This is a genomic window from Polynucleobacter necessarius (assembly GCF_900095175.1).
GTDB classification, from domain to species: Bacteria; Pseudomonadota; Gammaproteobacteria; order Burkholderiales; family Burkholderiaceae; genus Polynucleobacter; species Polynucleobacter necessarius_I.
Genome location: NZ_LT606946.1, coordinates 1477536 through 1492731, shown reverse-complemented (window position 1 = coordinate 1492731; position 15196 = coordinate 1477536). Strand labels below are relative to the sequence as shown.

The following is a 15196-nucleotide window of genomic DNA, read 5'->3' as shown; positions in this document are numbered from 1 at the left end:
TCTATTATCCGTCAGCCCTTGCTTGCTCGCCAAGCTTCTGCAGTTTCAACTTAGAGTCGGATTAACATAGAGAAATGACCAGCTTTCCTGCCCAAATTGAATTTCTAAAGCAGCACTCCAGCTACGCTCAACGTTGGCTCCATTCTCGCCCTGAATGGGTAGAGTGGCTTCGTGTACAGGGCTCTTGCAAAGTAGATGTTGCCGGGATTGGGGATTTATTAACCCCTTGTCAGGATGCTTTAGCGGTTCCGAACCAGGATGAGGCTCAATTTATGGCTGATCTGAGGTTGGCGAGGCAACGCCTCATGCTCTGGATTGCCTTCCGAGATCTCAATGGTGTGGCCAGTCTTGGTGAGGTGACGCATGCACTCAGTCACTTTGCTGAGGAGGTGGTAGCACTTTCGATTGCCTATATTCGCGAAGACCTACAGCGTCGCTTTGGTTTACCGTGGAGCAAGGTCACTGATTCAGAGATGCCTTTGATGGTGGTGGGTATGGGTAAGTTGGGCGGCTTAGAGCTCAATCTTTCTTCTGATATCGACCTGATCTTTTTGTATGAGCATGAAGGGGATACGCAAGGTGGCCCCAAGAGCCTCTCTTATCACGAGTGGTTTACTCGAATGGGCAAGCGTTTGATAAAGCTATTAGCAGAGCATGATGCAAATGGTTTTGTATTTCGGGTGGATATGCGCCTGAGACCCAATGGAGATTCTGGCCCCTTAGTCTGTAGTCTCGATATGCTCGAGGAGTACCTCTTGGTGCAAGGCAGGGAGTGGGAGCGCTATGCTTGGATTAAGGGAAGGTTGATTGCGCCTTTACCGGAATCACCCGCTTTTGCCCATTGTGAGCGGGAGCTCGATCAACTCATTCGTCCTTTTGTCTATCGCCGACACTTAGATTATGGTGTGATTGCATCCATCCGTGAATTGCATGCGCAGATACAGCATGAAGCTGAGAAGCGTTCCTCTAATCATCATGGTCGATCCAGGGATATCAAGTTGGGCCGTGGCGGCATTCGTGAGATTGAATTCTTGGCGCAAATGTTTCAGTTAATGCGCGGAGGCACGGATCCCCGTTTTCGCATTCGTCCCACGCTAGAAGTTTTGGACTTGCTGAAGCAAAAAGAAATTCTGCCTGCTAGTGAAGTGGAAGATCTGAAGGCGGCTTATAAATACTTGCGCCGCTTAGAGCACCGTATTCAGGTATGGGAGGATCAGCAGACACACTATTTACCTGAGGATGAGAGCGCTCGTACTCGCTTAGCAGCAGGCATGATTGGCCTCAATCAAATTCAAGAGCGAGATGCCTTCATGTCAGAGCTCGATAAACATCAAGCGGCAGTAGTGCACTATTTTGAAAAAGCATTTGTACTTGATGATGCTGCGCGTCTAGACAATACCTCCTTGCCGGCTGGATGGGAGCCGGACGGCAAGCTATTCCCAGAGTCTGCAGCTCGCTGGCTGTCTTGGGCTGATAGCTCCAAGCAAAGACAGTTGCCAGAGAAAAGCAGAATTATTTTTAATAATCTGATTCGTATGGCTGCAGATAGTTTGCAGGCGGATCAGCCTACAGGAATTAGTGCGGACCAGACCTTGGTTCGCTTTTTTGATTTATTGGAGGCGGTTGCTCGGCGCAGTGCATATCTGTCGATTCTTTCCGAGTATCCGCAGGCGCTATCTAATGTATTGGCTTTGCTCAAGGCCTCTCAGTGGGGTGCGGAGTATTTAACTAGGCATCCCCACCTCCTGGATTATCTGCTGAACTCACGTACTGAAAAGGCCCTCATTGAACATCCTGAGGAGTATTGGCGGGAAGTAAAAGCCACATTAGAAATGCGTCTGGATGACGTGATGGCTGATGGCGATGGCTCAGAGCAGGCCATGGATATTTTGCGCATTACCCACCATACCGAAACATTCATCACCTTGTTGGCTGATTTGGGAATTGGTGTTGATCATGAGCTTTCAGTCGAGAAGGTTAGCGATCATTTATCTGCTTTAGCCGACTTAATATTGCAGACTACTTTTGAGCGTGTATGGCCTAGCGTTGCTAAGAAGTTTGGGTTACCTCTTGATGCGACCGCACCCTTTGCGGTGATCTCCTACGGAAAGTTGGGCGGTAAAGAATTGGGATATGCCTCCGATTTGGACTTGGTTTTTTTATATCAAGCTGAAGAAGCGGATTTTGCTGCTCAAGAAATTTATGCCTTACTAGCCAAGCGTATGATCAATTGGCTAACGGCTTACACATCGGCCGGTAGCCTGTTTGAAATCGATACACGTCTTCGTCCAAATGGCTCTGCAGGATTTTTAGTAACCAATGCCGAGGCGTTTAAAAAATACCAACTACGTGAAGGTGATAATGCTGCATGGGTTTGGGAGCATCAAGCCCTAACGCGCGCAAGGTTCTCTGCGGGAAGTAAAGGGGTTGGAGCATTCTTTGATGATGTGCGTTTTGAGGTCTTAAGCCAAAAGCGTGATGTTGATCAGCTCCGCCATGAGATTTTAGAAATGCGTCGCAAGGTCCATGCTGGACATCCAAATCCGACCCCCGATTTTGATTTAAAACACGACGCCGGTGGCATGGTCGATATTGAGTTTATTGTGCAATTTTTAGTCTTGGCATTTTCAAATACCCACCCACAACTGATCGGTAACCTAGGTAATATCGCCTTGCTCAGAATTGCCGGAGAGACGGGTTTAATTCAAGCTTCCATAGCTCAAGAGGTCGGAGATGCTTATCGCCTGCTACGAGCGCGTCAACATCGTTTGCGTTTGGATGGCGCTGAAAAGACACGGGTAGATTTAGAGCTTGAGCCTCAACTGGTTAAAGCAAGAGAAGTGGTGTTAGCTTTATGGCAAGAAATATTTCTTGCGCCATCGAACGCTTAAAAACTTAATGTTGCTCTAGTAGTTCTCTCGCATGTCGGCGTGTAGTATCGGTAATGGTTGCTCCGCCCAGCATACGAGCCACTTCCTCTGCTCGCTCAGATCTACCCAGTGGCATGACCTGGGAAAGAGTTGTATCACCCTCCTGGGATTTACTGACTTTCAGATGGTGATTTCCTTGTGCAGCTACTTGTGGCAAATGGGTCACGCAGAGAATTTGATGCGATTCGCCTAGTTGACGCAATAACTTACCAACCGTCTCTGCAACAGCGCCGCCAATGCCAGCATCGACCTCATCAAATATCAGAGTTGGGGTAAATGACGCTTTACTAGTGATGACGCTAATAGCTAGGCTGATGCGAGCCAATTCTCCGCCGGAAGCTACTTTTGCTAGTGAGCGTGGGGTGCTGCCAGCATGGCCCGCAACCAAAAACTCAATTTGCTCAAGACCATGAGCACTACCTTCGTTTAAGGGCTGCAAGGCAATTTCCAGTTGCCCGCCTGCCATCGATAGGTCTTGCATAGCAGCGGTAACCTGCTTGCCTAAATCCAGCGCGGCTTTGTTACGCTTTTGTGTGAGTTGCTTTGCTTGTTTCAGGTAGGCAAGTTCTTCCTGCTTTACTTTTTCTCGTAATGCCTCAATATTTTGTAAGGCCGTTAATGCCTCTAAACGCTCGGTAGTATCCAAAAGTAGTTTTGGCAAGTCATCTGCTTCAGTGCGGTATTTTCTTGCGGCACCATGGAGAGTTTGCATACGCTCCTCAACTTCACTAAGGCGGGCAGGATCTAAGTCCAGTTTTTGTAAGTAGCGATTAAGGCTATGTACTGCTTCATCAATCTGAATTTGTGCGGACTCCAACGCTTCACTAATAGCACTCAATGCAGAATCATGTTCTGCTAATGCACTCATATTGGCGCTAGCTTTAGAGAGGATGGACTCTACCGAGTTATCAGCATCGCTGAGAACATCAATTGCTTCTTGGCAGCCACTGATAATTTTTGCCCCGTTTGCTAGGCGAGCATGCTCACCTTGGATGGCTGCCCATTCCCCTTCTTGCGGAGAGAGTTCACTCAGTTCTTCTAGCTGCCATTCCAGACGCTCACGCTCACGTTCAATATCTTGCCCAGCATTTTCAGCTTGCTCTAGCTTGCGACGTGATTCATTGAGGGTTTTAAATAATTGAGAGACCTCGGCAATCAGATCCATGTGATTTGCGTGGCGATCTAGCAGCTCGCGTTGCGCACCGCCTTTAAGTAGCAATTGATGTGCATGTTGCCCATGAATATCCACCAGCTGATCGCCAGCCTCACGAAGTTGTGCCAAGGTTGCTACGCTGCTATTAACGAACGCGCGGCTGCGGCCATTGCTCTCTACAGTTCTTTTGAGTAGTAGGGTTTGTCCTTCATCATCAATCGGAAAGCCTTGCTCATCAAGCCATTCATTAAAGTGCTGAATTTGCTGGAGATCAATTCGAAAGAGGGCGCTGATTTCCGCTCGGTTGCAGCCCACACGTATCTGACTGCTATCCGCACGCTCACCCAATACCAGGCTGAGTGCATCTAAGAGGATTGATTTACCAGCACCGGTTTCACCAGTGAGGACAGTGAAGCCTGAGGAAAGATCTAGCTCTAGCTGGTCAACAATGACAAAGTCGCGAAGCGATAGTGTTTGAAGCATGCCTTAGCGTACCGAAAATTTCGACATCAGAATGTCGATGGATACCCATTCCAATGTAATTTTTCTCGCAAGGTTTTGTAATCACTATGACTGCGAGGGTGAAGTAGGGTGATCGTTTTTTGAGACTGACTAACTTCAATGGTGTCGCCTGTTTGCAAGTCCGTTTGCGATTGCATATCAAAGTTCACAATTACCTCTCTGCCATCAACCACCTCAATGCTCACCACAATATCTTGTGGCAATACGATAGGGCGATTAGATAAAGAGTGCGGGGCAATTGGGGCTAACAGAATTCCAGCAACGCGCGGATGCAAAATAGGTCCGCCAGCAGAGAGTGCATAAGCGGTTGAGCCGGTCGGGGTCGATACAATCAAGCCATCAGAGCGTTGGTTGTACATAAACGAGCCATTGACCCGGACTGCAAGTTCGACCATTCCAGAAATGCCGGAACGATTCACAACAACATCATTTAATGCGAGAGCTTGATTAATCTGCTTGCCATTGCGCATGACAACGGCATCGAGCAGGGTTCTCGTGTCAGCTTCATATTCACCAGCAATAATTTGCGGCAAGACTGTTTGAACGTTTTGAATTGGGATATCGGTCATGTAACCCAAGCGACCCATATTGATGCCAACCAGAGGGACTTTGCTGCCTGCCAGCTGACGGCCAATCCCAAGCATCGTGCCATCACCACCTAAAACAACTGCTAGATCGATGGCGCCTGAAAACTCCTCGACTTTTTTGACTGGGTAGGCAGTTAGCCCCAAATGGCTTGCGGTAGCGCTTTCAACAAACACCTCGCAACCTTGCTCGGCCAGAAGGCTGGCTAGGTCTTTAAGGCGCTCTTGCATACCGTCGGCCTGATATTTGCCGACGAGTGCAACCCGGCTAAACGCCTTTTTGCTGGAATTTGGGGATGGGCCTAACATATAACGATTAAACCATACGCATAAAATCCCTTCCACTATGGATGATCGTTCACGCGCCTTACTGAAAACCCTCATCGAGCGCTATATCGAAGAGGGGCAGCCTATTGGCTCACGCACCCTATCTCGATTCTCGGGATTGGATCTTTCTGCGGCCACGATTCGCAATGTGATGGCGAATTTAGAGGACATGGGCTTAGTGACTAGCCCCCATACCTCGGCTGGTCGCATACCCACCCCAAGAGGTTATCGCCTCTTTGTAGACACGATGGTGACCGTTCGCCCCCTAGAAGAAATCGCCACCCGTGAGATGGAAAAAGGCCTTTTGCCAGATTCCCCGCAAAGGGTAATGAACTCCGCCGCCCAAATTCTGCCTAATTTGACCCATTTTGCTGGGGTGGTGATGACGCCGAAGCGGGCCCAAGTATTCAAGCACATTGAGTTCTTACGGCTGGGCGAAGGCAAGATCTTACTCATCATGGTGATCCCTGAAGGCGATGTTCAAAGCCGCATACTGCCTACTACACAGGACTACACCCCAAGCCAGTTGGTAGAGGCGGATAATTACATTAATACGCAGTTCGCGGGAAAAAGTTTTGCTGAGGTGCGTGCACATTTGGCTTCCGATCTGGATAACCTGCGAAGCGATATCTCTGGCTTGATGGCCTTGGCGCTGCACAGTGGTGTGAGTGACTATGGCATGGGGCAAGGAGACATGCTGCTATCGGGTGAGCGTCGTTTACTCAATGTCGGTGACCTCAGCACCAATTTAGACAAGTTGCGCAAGATGTTCGATATGCTGGAGCAAAAGTCGGTACTCCTGCAGTTACTAGACGTATCCAGTTATGCTGATGGTATTCAGATCTTTATTGGGGGCGAGAGTGATTTGCTACCTTATGAAGATTTGGCAGTCATTAGTGCGCCTTACAGTGTGGATGGACAGGTTGTTGGAACGCTTGGTGTGATTGGCCCTACCCGTATGGCATACGATCGGGTGATTCCGATCGTTGATATCACCTTTAGGCTGTTGTCTGGTGCATTGAGTTCCCCAACAAACCTTTAATAATTATTTTTTGCTCTTTTTAATTAAGACGGATCTTCCTTGAATCAAAATCCCCACTTACGCCCTACCAAGACAGCAGTGCTATTGCTGAACTTGGGCACTCCTTCCGCGCCAACCGCTAAAGCGGTGAGGGCTTATCTCAAAGAATTTTTATCTGACCCCCGTGTTGTAGAGATTCCTCGCATCATTTGGTGGTGCATTTTGAATGGCATTATTTTGCCGATTCGTAGCGGCGCATCTGCAAAGAAATACGCCTCCATTTGGTTGCCAAAATTAGGCTCCCCATTGATGCATTACTCTCGCCTACAGGCCAAAGAGTTGGGCGAGAAATTCGCTGATCACGGGGAAGTGGTGCTGGTAGATTTAGCCATGCGCTATGGTGAGCCTTCTACACAGCAAGCCTTGGAAGCTTTGCAGGCACAAGGTATGGAGCGCCTCTTGTTGTTGCCGCTGTATCCACAGTACTCAGCGACAACGACTGCTTCCAGTTTTGATGAAGTGTTTCGTGTACTCGGAACTTGGCGCAACCAACCTGAGCTGCGCTTGATAAAGCACTATCACGATAATCCTGTTTACATTAACGCGCTGTGCGACCAAGTATTAACTGCATGGGATAAAGATGGTCGCCCAGATTTTGCTGCTGGTGATCGTCTTGTAATGTCTTTTCATGGCTTGCCCAAGCGCAATTTAATGAAGGGCGATCCCTATCATTGCGAGTGTTTAAAAACTGGTCGCTTACTTGGCGAATCTTTGGGTCTAGAGCCTGGGCAATATCTAGTGACTTTCCAATCGCGCTTTGGTAAAGCCGAATGGCTCAAGCCTTACACAGCTCCAATGATTGAGGAGTTGGGTAAACAAGGTTGCAAGCGGGTCGATATTTTTTGCCCAGGCTTTCCGGCGGATTGCTTGGAAACATTGGAGGAGATTGCCATGGAAGCACGCGAGATCTTCCTGGAGCATGGCGGTAAAGATTACCGCTATATTCCGTGCCTCAATAGCAATCCAAAATGGATTGATGCGATGTACGAGATTGCCCAGCAGCATTTATCTGGCTGGACTCTAGGCGTTGAGTCTGATGCAGTGTTGCAGGAGCGTGATCGTTTGGCAGGGCTTGCTAAAGCAAAAATTGCTTAAACTCCATCACTCTTGAAATTACCTGAATCAGCCCCATATCATTGAGAAGTAGCCATTCTGATAGAAAAGTGAATTTGTACCCATGATCCAAGAAAATCAAAATCCATCCCCCGAGCAAGAAAATATTGAGCCGCTTGCTCAAGCAGAGGGTGGCGCTGATGCAGCGCCTGTATCTGATGAAGTCAAAACTCCAGAGCAAGAGATTGCCGAATTAAACCAAAAGCTCACTGAGATGCAAGACAACTATCTTCGCGCCAAGGCTGAAGGCGAGAATATTCGTCGTCGAGCTGCTGAAGGTGTCTCTAAGGCCCATAAGTTTGCAATTGAAAGTTTTGCTGAGCATCTCGTGCCGGTTACCGATAGTCTGTATGCCGCGTTGAATGCAGAGGCAGTGGATGCCAAAGCTTTTAAAGAGGGCTTGGAAATTACCCTAAAACAGCTACTTTCCGCCTTTGAAAAAGGTCGTATGACGGAAATTAATCCCGCTGTAGGTGACAAGTTCGATCCGCATCACCACCAGGCGATAGCTTCGGTACCATCTGATCAAGAGGCCAATACCGTGGTTTCAGTGCTCCAGAGGGGGTATTCGATTGCCGATCGCATTCTGCGCCCAGCTCTAGTAACCGTGAGCGCACCCAAATAAGTCAATTTGGGCCTCTAATTAGAGGGTTTTTGGCAAAAAAGCAGGATAAAAAGGCAGATTTCTGCCTTTTTTGCATTTTTAGCCCTTGAATTCTCTCTTTTCGACCCCATTTATTGGATATCGATTTATTCGCAGTATTACGAAATTACACATAACTTAATTTTTGGAGTCATTATGGGAAAGATTATCGGAATTGACTTAGGAACCACAAACTCGTGTGTTTCCGTTGTAGAAAACAATGCACCCAAAGTTGTCGAGAACGCCGAAGGCGCCCGCACAACCCCATCCATCATTGCTTACGTTGAAGACGGCGAAGTATTGGTTGGCGCACCTGCAAAACGCCAGTCAGTTACTAATCCTAAAAACACCATCTACGCGGTGAAGCGTTTGATGGGTCGTAAGTTTACTGATGCCGAAGTGCAAAAAGACATCGGTTTGATGCCTTACAAAATTGTTCAAGCAGATAATGGTGATGCTTGGGTTGAAGCGCGCGATAAAAAAATGGCGCCACAACAAGTATCAGCAGAAATTCTGCGCAAAATGAAAAAGACGGCCGAAGACTATCTCGGCGAAGAAGTAACTGAGGCAGTGATTACTGTTCCTGCTTACTTCAACGACAGCCAACGTCAAGCTACTAAAGATGCTGGCCGTATCGCTGGCTTGGATGTCAAGCGCATCATCAATGAGCCAACTGCTGCTGCATTGGCATTCGGTTTGGATAAGCAAGACAAAGTAGATCGCAAGATTGCCGTGTATGACTTAGGTGGCGGTACATTTGACGTGTCCATCATTGAAATTGCTAACGTAGATGGCGAGAAGCAGTTCGAAGTGCTCTCTACTAACGGCGATACCTTCTTGGGTGGCGAAGACTTTGACCAACGCATCATTGATTGGATCATTGCCGAGTTCAAGAAAGAGCAAGGCGTCGATTTGAGTAAAGACGTATTGGCATTGCAACGTTTGAAAGACGCTGCTGAAAAAGCCAAGATCGAATTGTCATCTGCACAGCAAACTGAAATCAACTTGCCATACGTGACTGCTGATGCAGGCGGTCCTAAGCATTTGAACTTGAAGCTCACTCGCGCTAAGTTGGAGTCTTTAGTAGAAGAGTTGATCAACCGTACGACTGGTCCTTGCTTGACTGCAATTAAAGACGCTGGCGTAAATGTGGCCGACATCGATGACGTGATTTTGGTTGGCGGTCAAACCCGTATGCCAGCAGTTCAGGACAAGGTAAAAGAGATTTTCGGTAAAGAGCCGCGCAAAGATGTGAACCCAGACGAAGCAGTTGCTGTTGGTGCTGCGATTCAGGGCTCAGTATTGTCTGGTGATCGTAAGGACGTATTGCTCTTGGACGTAACCCCATTGTCATTGGGTATCGAAACCTTGGGTGGCGTGATGACCAAGATGATTCCGAAGAACACCACTATCCCTACTAAGCATTCACAGGTTTACTCCACAGCGGAAGACAACCAACCTGCGGTAACAATTAAGTGCTTCCAGGGTGAGCGTGAGATGGCTGCTGCCAACAAATTGCTCGGTGAGTTTAATTTGGAAGGCATTGCTCCAGCGCAACGCGGTATGCCGCAAATTGAAGTGACTTTTGATATTGATGCCAACGGTATTTTGCATGTCACTGCAAAAGACAAAACGACTGGCAAAGAGAACAAGATCACCATTAAGTCAAACTCTGGTTTGACTGAAGAAGAAATTCAACGCATGGTGAAAGATGCTGAAGCGAATGCCGATGAAGATAAAAAAACATTGGAATTAGTAACAGCGCGCAACACTGCTGATGCTTTGGCTCACTCAACCAAGAAAGCTTTGGAAGAGCATGGTTCTGCTTTAGAGGCCTCCGAGAAAGAAGCTATCGAAGCTGCTTTGAAAGAGTTGGACGAAGCAATCAAGGGTAGCGATAAAGCTGCTATTGAAGCCAAGACCGAAGCCTTGGGTAAAGCAAGTCAGAAGTTGGGCGAAAAAGCCATGGCTGCTGAACAAGCTAAAGCTGGTGGCGCTGCACCTGGCGCAGCTCCTGGCGGTGCACAAGCGGCCGCTCCAGATGCTGACGTAGTAGATGCAGATTTCAAAGAAGTGGATGACAAGAAATAATCCCTTAATTGAGAGCTATTTAACGTAGTTTAGAAGTACTTCAATAACAAGTCGGCCTCGTGCCGACTTGTGTCATTCAGGTTGTTGAGAGGAATTTTGTGTCTAAAAGTAAACGCGATTATTACGAAGTGCTTGGTGTTGCGAAAGGTGCCAGCGATGAGGAGCTAAAAAAGGCTTATCGGAAAATGGCGATGAAGCATCACCCTGATCGCAACCCCGATAGCAAAACAGCAGAAGCGCAATTTAAAGAAGTTAAAGAGGCGTACGAAACCTTAACCGATCCCAACAAACGTGCTGCTTATGATCAATACGGTCATGCAGGCGTTGACCGGTCTAGTGGTTTTGGCGGCGGTGGCTTTGCTGGCGGTGGTTTTGCTGATGCTTTTGGCGATATCTTCGGTGATATCTTTGGCCAGGGTGGTGGACGTCAGTCGGGACCCCAGGTTTATAAGGGTGCCGATTTGCGTTACAACATGGAGATCACTCTCGAGCAAGCCGCAGAGGGTTACACCACGCAAATTCGAGTGCCAAGTTGGAGTGACTGCAAACCATGTCACAGCACTGGCGCGGAGCCTGGTAGTAAAGCTGAGAGATGCACTACTTGCGATGGTCATGGCCAAGTTCGTGTCCAGCAAGGCTTCTTCTCAATGCAACAAACTTGCCCTAAGTGCCGCGGCACCGGTGAGTACATTCCGAAACCATGCAAGATTTGCCATGGCAGCGGTAAACACAAAGAACAAAAAACACTTGAAATCAAAATCCCTGCGGGCATTGATGATGGTATGCGCGTGCGCTCAGTTGGTAACGGTGAGCCAGGCGTAAATGGCGGGCCATCCGGCGATCTCTATGTTGAAGTGAGGGTGAAGACCCACAAGGTATTTGAGCGCGATGGTAGCGATCTGCATGTGCAAATGCCAATCTCTTTTGCTACTGCGACAATTGGTGGTGATATTGAGGTGCCAACGCTTTCAGGGCGCGTCGAGTTTCCGATTCCTGAGGGAACGCAGACTGGAAAAACATTCCGTTTGCGTAATAAAGGAATTAAAGGACTACGTTCTACGATGGTGGGCGATCTTTTCGTTCACATTGCTGTAGAGACGCCGGTGAAGCTGACGGATGAGCAGAAAAAATTACTGCAAAAGTTTGATGACAGCCTCAAATCTGGTGGCGACAAACATAACCCGCATCAAAAGGGTTGGTTTGATGGCGTGAAGAGTTTTTTTAGCTAGCTAGTAAAGCTTATCCAGCAAAGCCGTGTTCGGGTCCGGGGAATTTTTCGGATTTCACTTCTCGAACATAGGCTTTGACTGCAGCTTCAATTGAGGTGTGACCATCCAAAAAGTTTTTTACAAACTTTGGCGGTTTTCCAGGGCTGATGCCCAACATATCTTGCAATACCAGCACTTGACCGGAGCAATCTGCTCCTGCACCAATTCCAATGGTAGGAATAGAAAGCGATTCAGTAATAAGTTTGCCCAATGAAGAGGGGATAGTCTCGAGCACAATCATCTGGGCACCAGCTTGCTCACAAGCAATCGCTTGTTCCAACATTAAGCTTGCAGCATCCTTTGATTTACCTTGAACCTTGTAGCCACCCAAAAGATGTACGGATTGAGGTAGAAGTCCCAGGTGAGCGCAAACAGGGACGCTGCGCTCTACTAGATATTGAATGATGTCGATTTGCCAAGCACCACCTTCAAGCTTGACCATATCTGCACCAGCACGCATGAGTTCTGCAGCTGAGTCCAAGGCTTGAACCGGATCACCATAACTAGCAAAAGGAAGATCGGCAATGATGAAGGCGTGAGAGTTGGCGCGGGCTACACATTCGGTGTGATATGCCACTTGTTCAACAGTTACTGGCGTAGTACTTGAGTGACCTTGAATGACATTACCCAAGGAATCCCCAATGAGGATAGTTTCCACCCCGCAGCGATTTAATAAGGCCGACATTGTGGAGTCGTATGCTGTCAGCATCGAAATTTTTTCACCCTCAGCATGCATGGAGAGGAGTTTAGAGATTGTGATTGGCTTTTCGCCTTGTAAGTAACCCATGGCGTGAGTTTAATGAATTAATGCACAGATTGGCTATAAACGTCTTTTTCACCGCAATTACAGTTGCGGCAAGGGAGTTTTTCGATGCGCTGATCTGCTACATTGGGTAGATAGGCCTTGAGTTCACCCCAGTTGGGCAAAAAGAAATTCGGGGCAATTTCCAGTAAAGGCAGGAGAACAAAAGAGCGCTCAATGGTTCTGGGGTGGGGAATGGTGAGTTCTGTATCTGTTTGGGATACACCCTCAAATGCCAGGATATCCAGATCAATTGTGCGAGGTGCGTTGGTGTAAGGGCGCTCACGACCAAATTCTTGTTCAACTGCTTGGCAGACATGCAATAAGCCGTAGGGGCTTAGTTGCGTTTCGATTTCAATGACTGCATTGATGTAGTCGCCCCCAACAGCTTGAAAGGGCGCGCTTTGGTAGAAGCAGCTTTTGGCAAGAATTTGGAGTTCACAACGCTGCGCGAGGCACACAATCGCGTCAGTAATGAGCTGACGTGTGTCACCGATATTGCCGCCAAATCCAATAAAAGCTCGAGCCATGCTCATTCCAAACAAGAGAAAACTACATGAAACTATCGGACCTACTTTACTGAATTTTTCTCAAGTCTGCTTAGTCTGTTGAAGCTTCTGCTGGGGTAGCTGCTTTAGGTTTTCTACGGCGGCGTCGTTTTGCAGGGGAGGCACTATTGCCAGCCTCATTTTTGACGCTGGCCATCAAGGCTTCCTGCCCTGCGGGGTCGGCGGCAATGAAGTCAGTCCACCATTGGCCTAAGGATGGGTTTTTCTCGCCAGTGGCGCAGCGCAACAACATAAAGTCATAACCCGCTCTAAATCGTGGGGACTCAATGAGGCGATAAGGGTAGCGTCCAACACGCTTTTCAAAGCGGGGTTGCATAGACCAGATTTCTCGCATGTCACTTTCGAAGCGACGCTGGATCACCATGCCGCTACTTTGGCTGGCAATGGCCTCATCCATTGCATCATGCAATGCGGGAATATTGGAAATCCCTTTGGCAATATTCTTTTTCCAATTGCTGAGAAGGTCTGGCCAGAGCAAGGTGGCAAATAAGAAGCCTGCCGAAACACTTTTGCCAGATTGAATGCGTTGATCGGTATTGGCGAGTGCAATGCGAACAAAATCATTTGCCTCTTTAGAACCCGCGCTCTTATCTAAGATGTGATCGAGTAAAGGAAGTAGTCTGTGATGTAGTCCGACATCTTTTAAACCTTGAATCGCAGCCCATGAATAACCGGACATCAGTAGCTTGAGGATTTCGTCGAAGAGGCGGGCTGATGGAACATCATGAATCAGCTTGCCCAATTTAGCGATAGGCACACTTGTCGCCGCATCCAAAGTAAAGCCTGTTTTAGCTGCAAATCGAATCGCACGCAGCATGCGGATGGGATCTTCGCGATAGCGCTTGGCGGGATCGCCAATCATGCGTAATGTTTTCTTCTGCATGTCAGCCATACCACCGTGATAGTCAAGCACGGTCTCGGTAGAGGGATCGTAGTACATCGCATTAATACTGAAATCTCTACGTGCAGCATCTTCATGTTGGCTGCCCCAGACGTTATCACGCAGGATGCGACCATTTTCGGCTACGTGCTCGCCAGCGTTCTCCAGCAAGGCCCTGAAGGTAGATGCTTCAATGATTTCAGGTTGACCTTTGCCAAAGAAAGTGACGTGCACAATCTGGAAGCGGCGACCAATGAGACGTGCTTTACGAAACAGTTTTTGCACTTGTTCGGGCGTAGCATTAGTTGCCACATCAAAATCTTTAGGCCCAATGCCTAGCGCCAAATCTCTCACTGCGCCACCGACAATAAAAGCTTCATAGCCAGCTTGTTGCAATGTCTGGGTTACTTTCACTGCATTTTTGGAGAGTAAAGCCGGGTCAATGCGGTGAGATTTTTTAGGAATTCGTTTGGGGGCGCCAGAGGTATGTACGGCAGTGTGTCTGACCATAGGGTCACGACGCAAAATACGTTTAATAAATTTGGTAATCATGCAAACAGTTCAAGTATGGGCCAGTTGCGTTTTGTAGCTTCTTCACGCAGTCGGGTATCTGGATTGGTGGCAACAGAATTGCTGACTTTTTCCAGGAGAGGTAAATCATTCATTGAGTCCGAATAAAAATAACTTTGTGGCAACTGACCCAATGCGTGATTTTGAGTGGCAAGCCAATCATGTACCCGTTGAATTTTGCCCTCCCGGAAACTTGGAGCGCCTTTGACTTCACCAGTGAAATCGGCGAGGGGGTTGTCATCCACGGTGGCAGGTTCAGTGGCCACAAGATGTTCTATGCCAAAACTTTCAACAATGGGTCTAGTCACAAAGCTATTGGTTGCAGTGACAACGCAGCAAAGATCGCCAGCATCTTGGTGACGCTTCACTAGATCAATCGCCTCTTGCCGAAGTTGACCGGTAATTACTTCATGCATAAAGGCGTCATGCCATTCTTTGAGTTGCGCACGAGAATGTTCCGAGAGCGGTTTTAATGTAAACCGAAGGAATTCTTGGATGTTGAGCTTTCCATCCTTGTAATCTTGATAGAAGCGTTCGTTTTGCTGTGCATAGTATTTGCTATCAACTACGCCTATGCGTGCCAAGAACTGGCCCCATTCATAATCGCTATCGCAGGGGAGTAATGTGTGATCTAGGTCGAAAAGGGCTAATTGGGTCACGAAT

Annotated in this window: 12 protein-coding genes; 6 read left to right on the top strand and 6 right to left on the bottom strand. The window is 48.0% G+C overall.

The features are described from left to right. The first annotated feature begins 74 nt into the window (after positions 1–74). Positions 75–2891 carry a bifunctional [glutamate--ammonia ligase]-adenylyl-L-tyrosine phosphorylase/[glutamate--ammonia-ligase] adenylyltransferase gene (gene glnE / locus DXE44_RS07775; protein WP_114653936.1) on the top strand — a complete coding sequence of 939 codons (2817 nt, stop codon included), beginning with the start codon at positions 75–77 and terminating at the stop codon, positions 2889–2891. A 4-nt stretch (positions 2892–2895) separates the two neighbouring features. Here glnE and recN read toward each other — a convergent pair whose 3' ends face one another. Continuing rightward, entirely contained in the window at positions 2896–4566 is a 1671-nt protein-coding gene (gene recN, locus DXE44_RS07770) for a DNA repair protein RecN (protein WP_114653935.1), read from the bottom strand. Positions 4567–4592: 26 nt separating this feature from the next. After that, a complete protein-coding gene (locus DXE44_RS07765; protein ID WP_114653934.1) occupies positions 4593–5498 on the bottom strand; it encodes an NAD kinase in 906 nt (301 codons plus the stop codon). A gap of 37 nt (positions 5499–5535) precedes the next feature. Here DXE44_RS07765 and hrcA point away from each other — a divergent pair, with 37 nt between their 5' ends. The 5 genes from hrcA to dnaJ all read left to right on the top strand — a co-directional run bounded on the left by hrcA (position 5536) and on the right by dnaJ (position 11673). Further along, on the top strand, positions 5536–6558 hold the full coding sequence (gene hrcA / locus DXE44_RS07760; protein ID WP_114653933.1) for a heat-inducible transcriptional repressor HrcA: 1023 nt from the start codon (positions 5536–5538) through the stop codon (positions 6556–6558). Positions 6559–6597: 39 nt separating this feature from the next. Further along, on the top strand, positions 6598–7692 hold the full coding sequence (hemH, locus tag DXE44_RS07755; protein ID WP_114653932.1) for a ferrochelatase: 1095 nt from the start codon (positions 6598–6600) through the stop codon (positions 7690–7692). Between the two features lie 82 nt (positions 7693–7774). Beyond that, positions 7775–8335, top strand: a complete 561-nt coding sequence (grpE, locus tag DXE44_RS07750) for a nucleotide exchange factor GrpE (protein ID WP_114653931.1) — start codon at positions 7775–7777, stop codon at positions 8333–8335. 174 nt (positions 8336–8509) lie between these two features. After that, positions 8510–10444, top strand: a complete 1935-nt coding sequence (gene dnaK / locus DXE44_RS07745; RefSeq protein ID WP_114653930.1) for a molecular chaperone DnaK — start codon at positions 8510–8512, stop codon at positions 10442–10444. 98 nt (positions 10445–10542) lie between these two features. Next, on the top strand, positions 10543–11673 hold the full coding sequence (dnaJ, locus tag DXE44_RS07740) for a molecular chaperone DnaJ (RefSeq protein ID WP_114653929.1): 1131 nt from the start codon (positions 10543–10545) through the stop codon (positions 11671–11673). A gap of 10 nt (positions 11674–11683) precedes the next feature. On the opposite strand, the gene panB is transcribed toward dnaJ, so the two are convergent. The 4 genes from panB to DXE44_RS07720 all read right to left on the bottom strand — a co-directional run bounded on the left by panB (position 11684) and on the right by DXE44_RS07720 (position 15192). Then, positions 11684–12499, bottom strand: a complete 816-nt coding sequence (gene panB / locus DXE44_RS07735) for a 3-methyl-2-oxobutanoate hydroxymethyltransferase (RefSeq protein ID WP_114653928.1) — start codon at positions 12497–12499, stop codon at positions 11684–11686. Between the two features lie 17 nt (positions 12500–12516). Next, entirely contained in the window at positions 12517–13044 is a 528-nt protein-coding gene (gene folK / locus DXE44_RS07730; RefSeq protein WP_114654397.1) for a 2-amino-4-hydroxy-6-hydroxymethyldihydropteridine diphosphokinase, read from the bottom strand. A gap of 70 nt (positions 13045–13114) precedes the next feature. Next, positions 13115–14515, bottom strand: a complete 1401-nt coding sequence (gene pcnB, locus DXE44_RS07725; RefSeq protein WP_114653927.1) for a polynucleotide adenylyltransferase PcnB — start codon at positions 14513–14515, stop codon at positions 13115–13117. Beyond that, a complete protein-coding gene (locus DXE44_RS07720; RefSeq protein ID WP_114653926.1) occupies positions 14512–15192 on the bottom strand; it encodes a histidinol-phosphatase in 681 nt (226 codons plus the stop codon). Before DXE44_RS07720 ends, pcnB begins: the two co-directional genes overlap by 4 nt. Positions 15193–15196 lie beyond the last annotated feature (4 nt).

Bases quoted from the DNA above. Each gene is read 5' to 3' on its own strand.
- glnE (WP_114653936.1), top strand. From the start codon at position 75: ATGACCAGCTTTCCTGCCCAAATTGAATTTCTAAAGCAGCACTCCAGC.
- hrcA (WP_114653933.1), top strand. From the start codon at position 5,536: ATGGATGATCGTTCACGCGCCTTACTGAAAACCCTCATCGAGCGCTAT.
- dnaK (WP_114653930.1), top strand. From the start codon at position 8,510: ATGGGAAAGATTATCGGAATTGACTTAGGAACCACAAACTCGTGTGTT.
- panB (WP_114653928.1), bottom strand. From the start codon at position 12,499: ATGGGTTACTTACAAGGCGAAAAGCCAATCACAATCTCTAAACTCCTC.
- grpE (WP_114653931.1), top strand. From the start codon at position 7,775: ATGATCCAAGAAAATCAAAATCCATCCCCCGAGCAAGAAAATATTGAG.
- pcnB (WP_114653927.1), bottom strand. From the start codon at position 14,515: ATGATTACCAAATTTATTAAACGTATTTTGCGTCGTGACCCTATGGTC.
- DXE44_RS07765 (WP_114653934.1), bottom strand. From the start codon at position 5,498: ATGTTAGGCCCATCCCCAAATTCCAGCAAAAAGGCGTTTAGCCGGGTT.
- recN (WP_114653935.1), bottom strand. From the start codon at position 4,566: ATGCTTCAAACACTATCGCTTCGCGACTTTGTCATTGTTGACCAGCTA.
- folK (WP_114654397.1), bottom strand. From the start codon at position 13,044: ATGGCTCGAGCTTTTATTGGATTTGGCGGCAATATCGGTGACACACGT.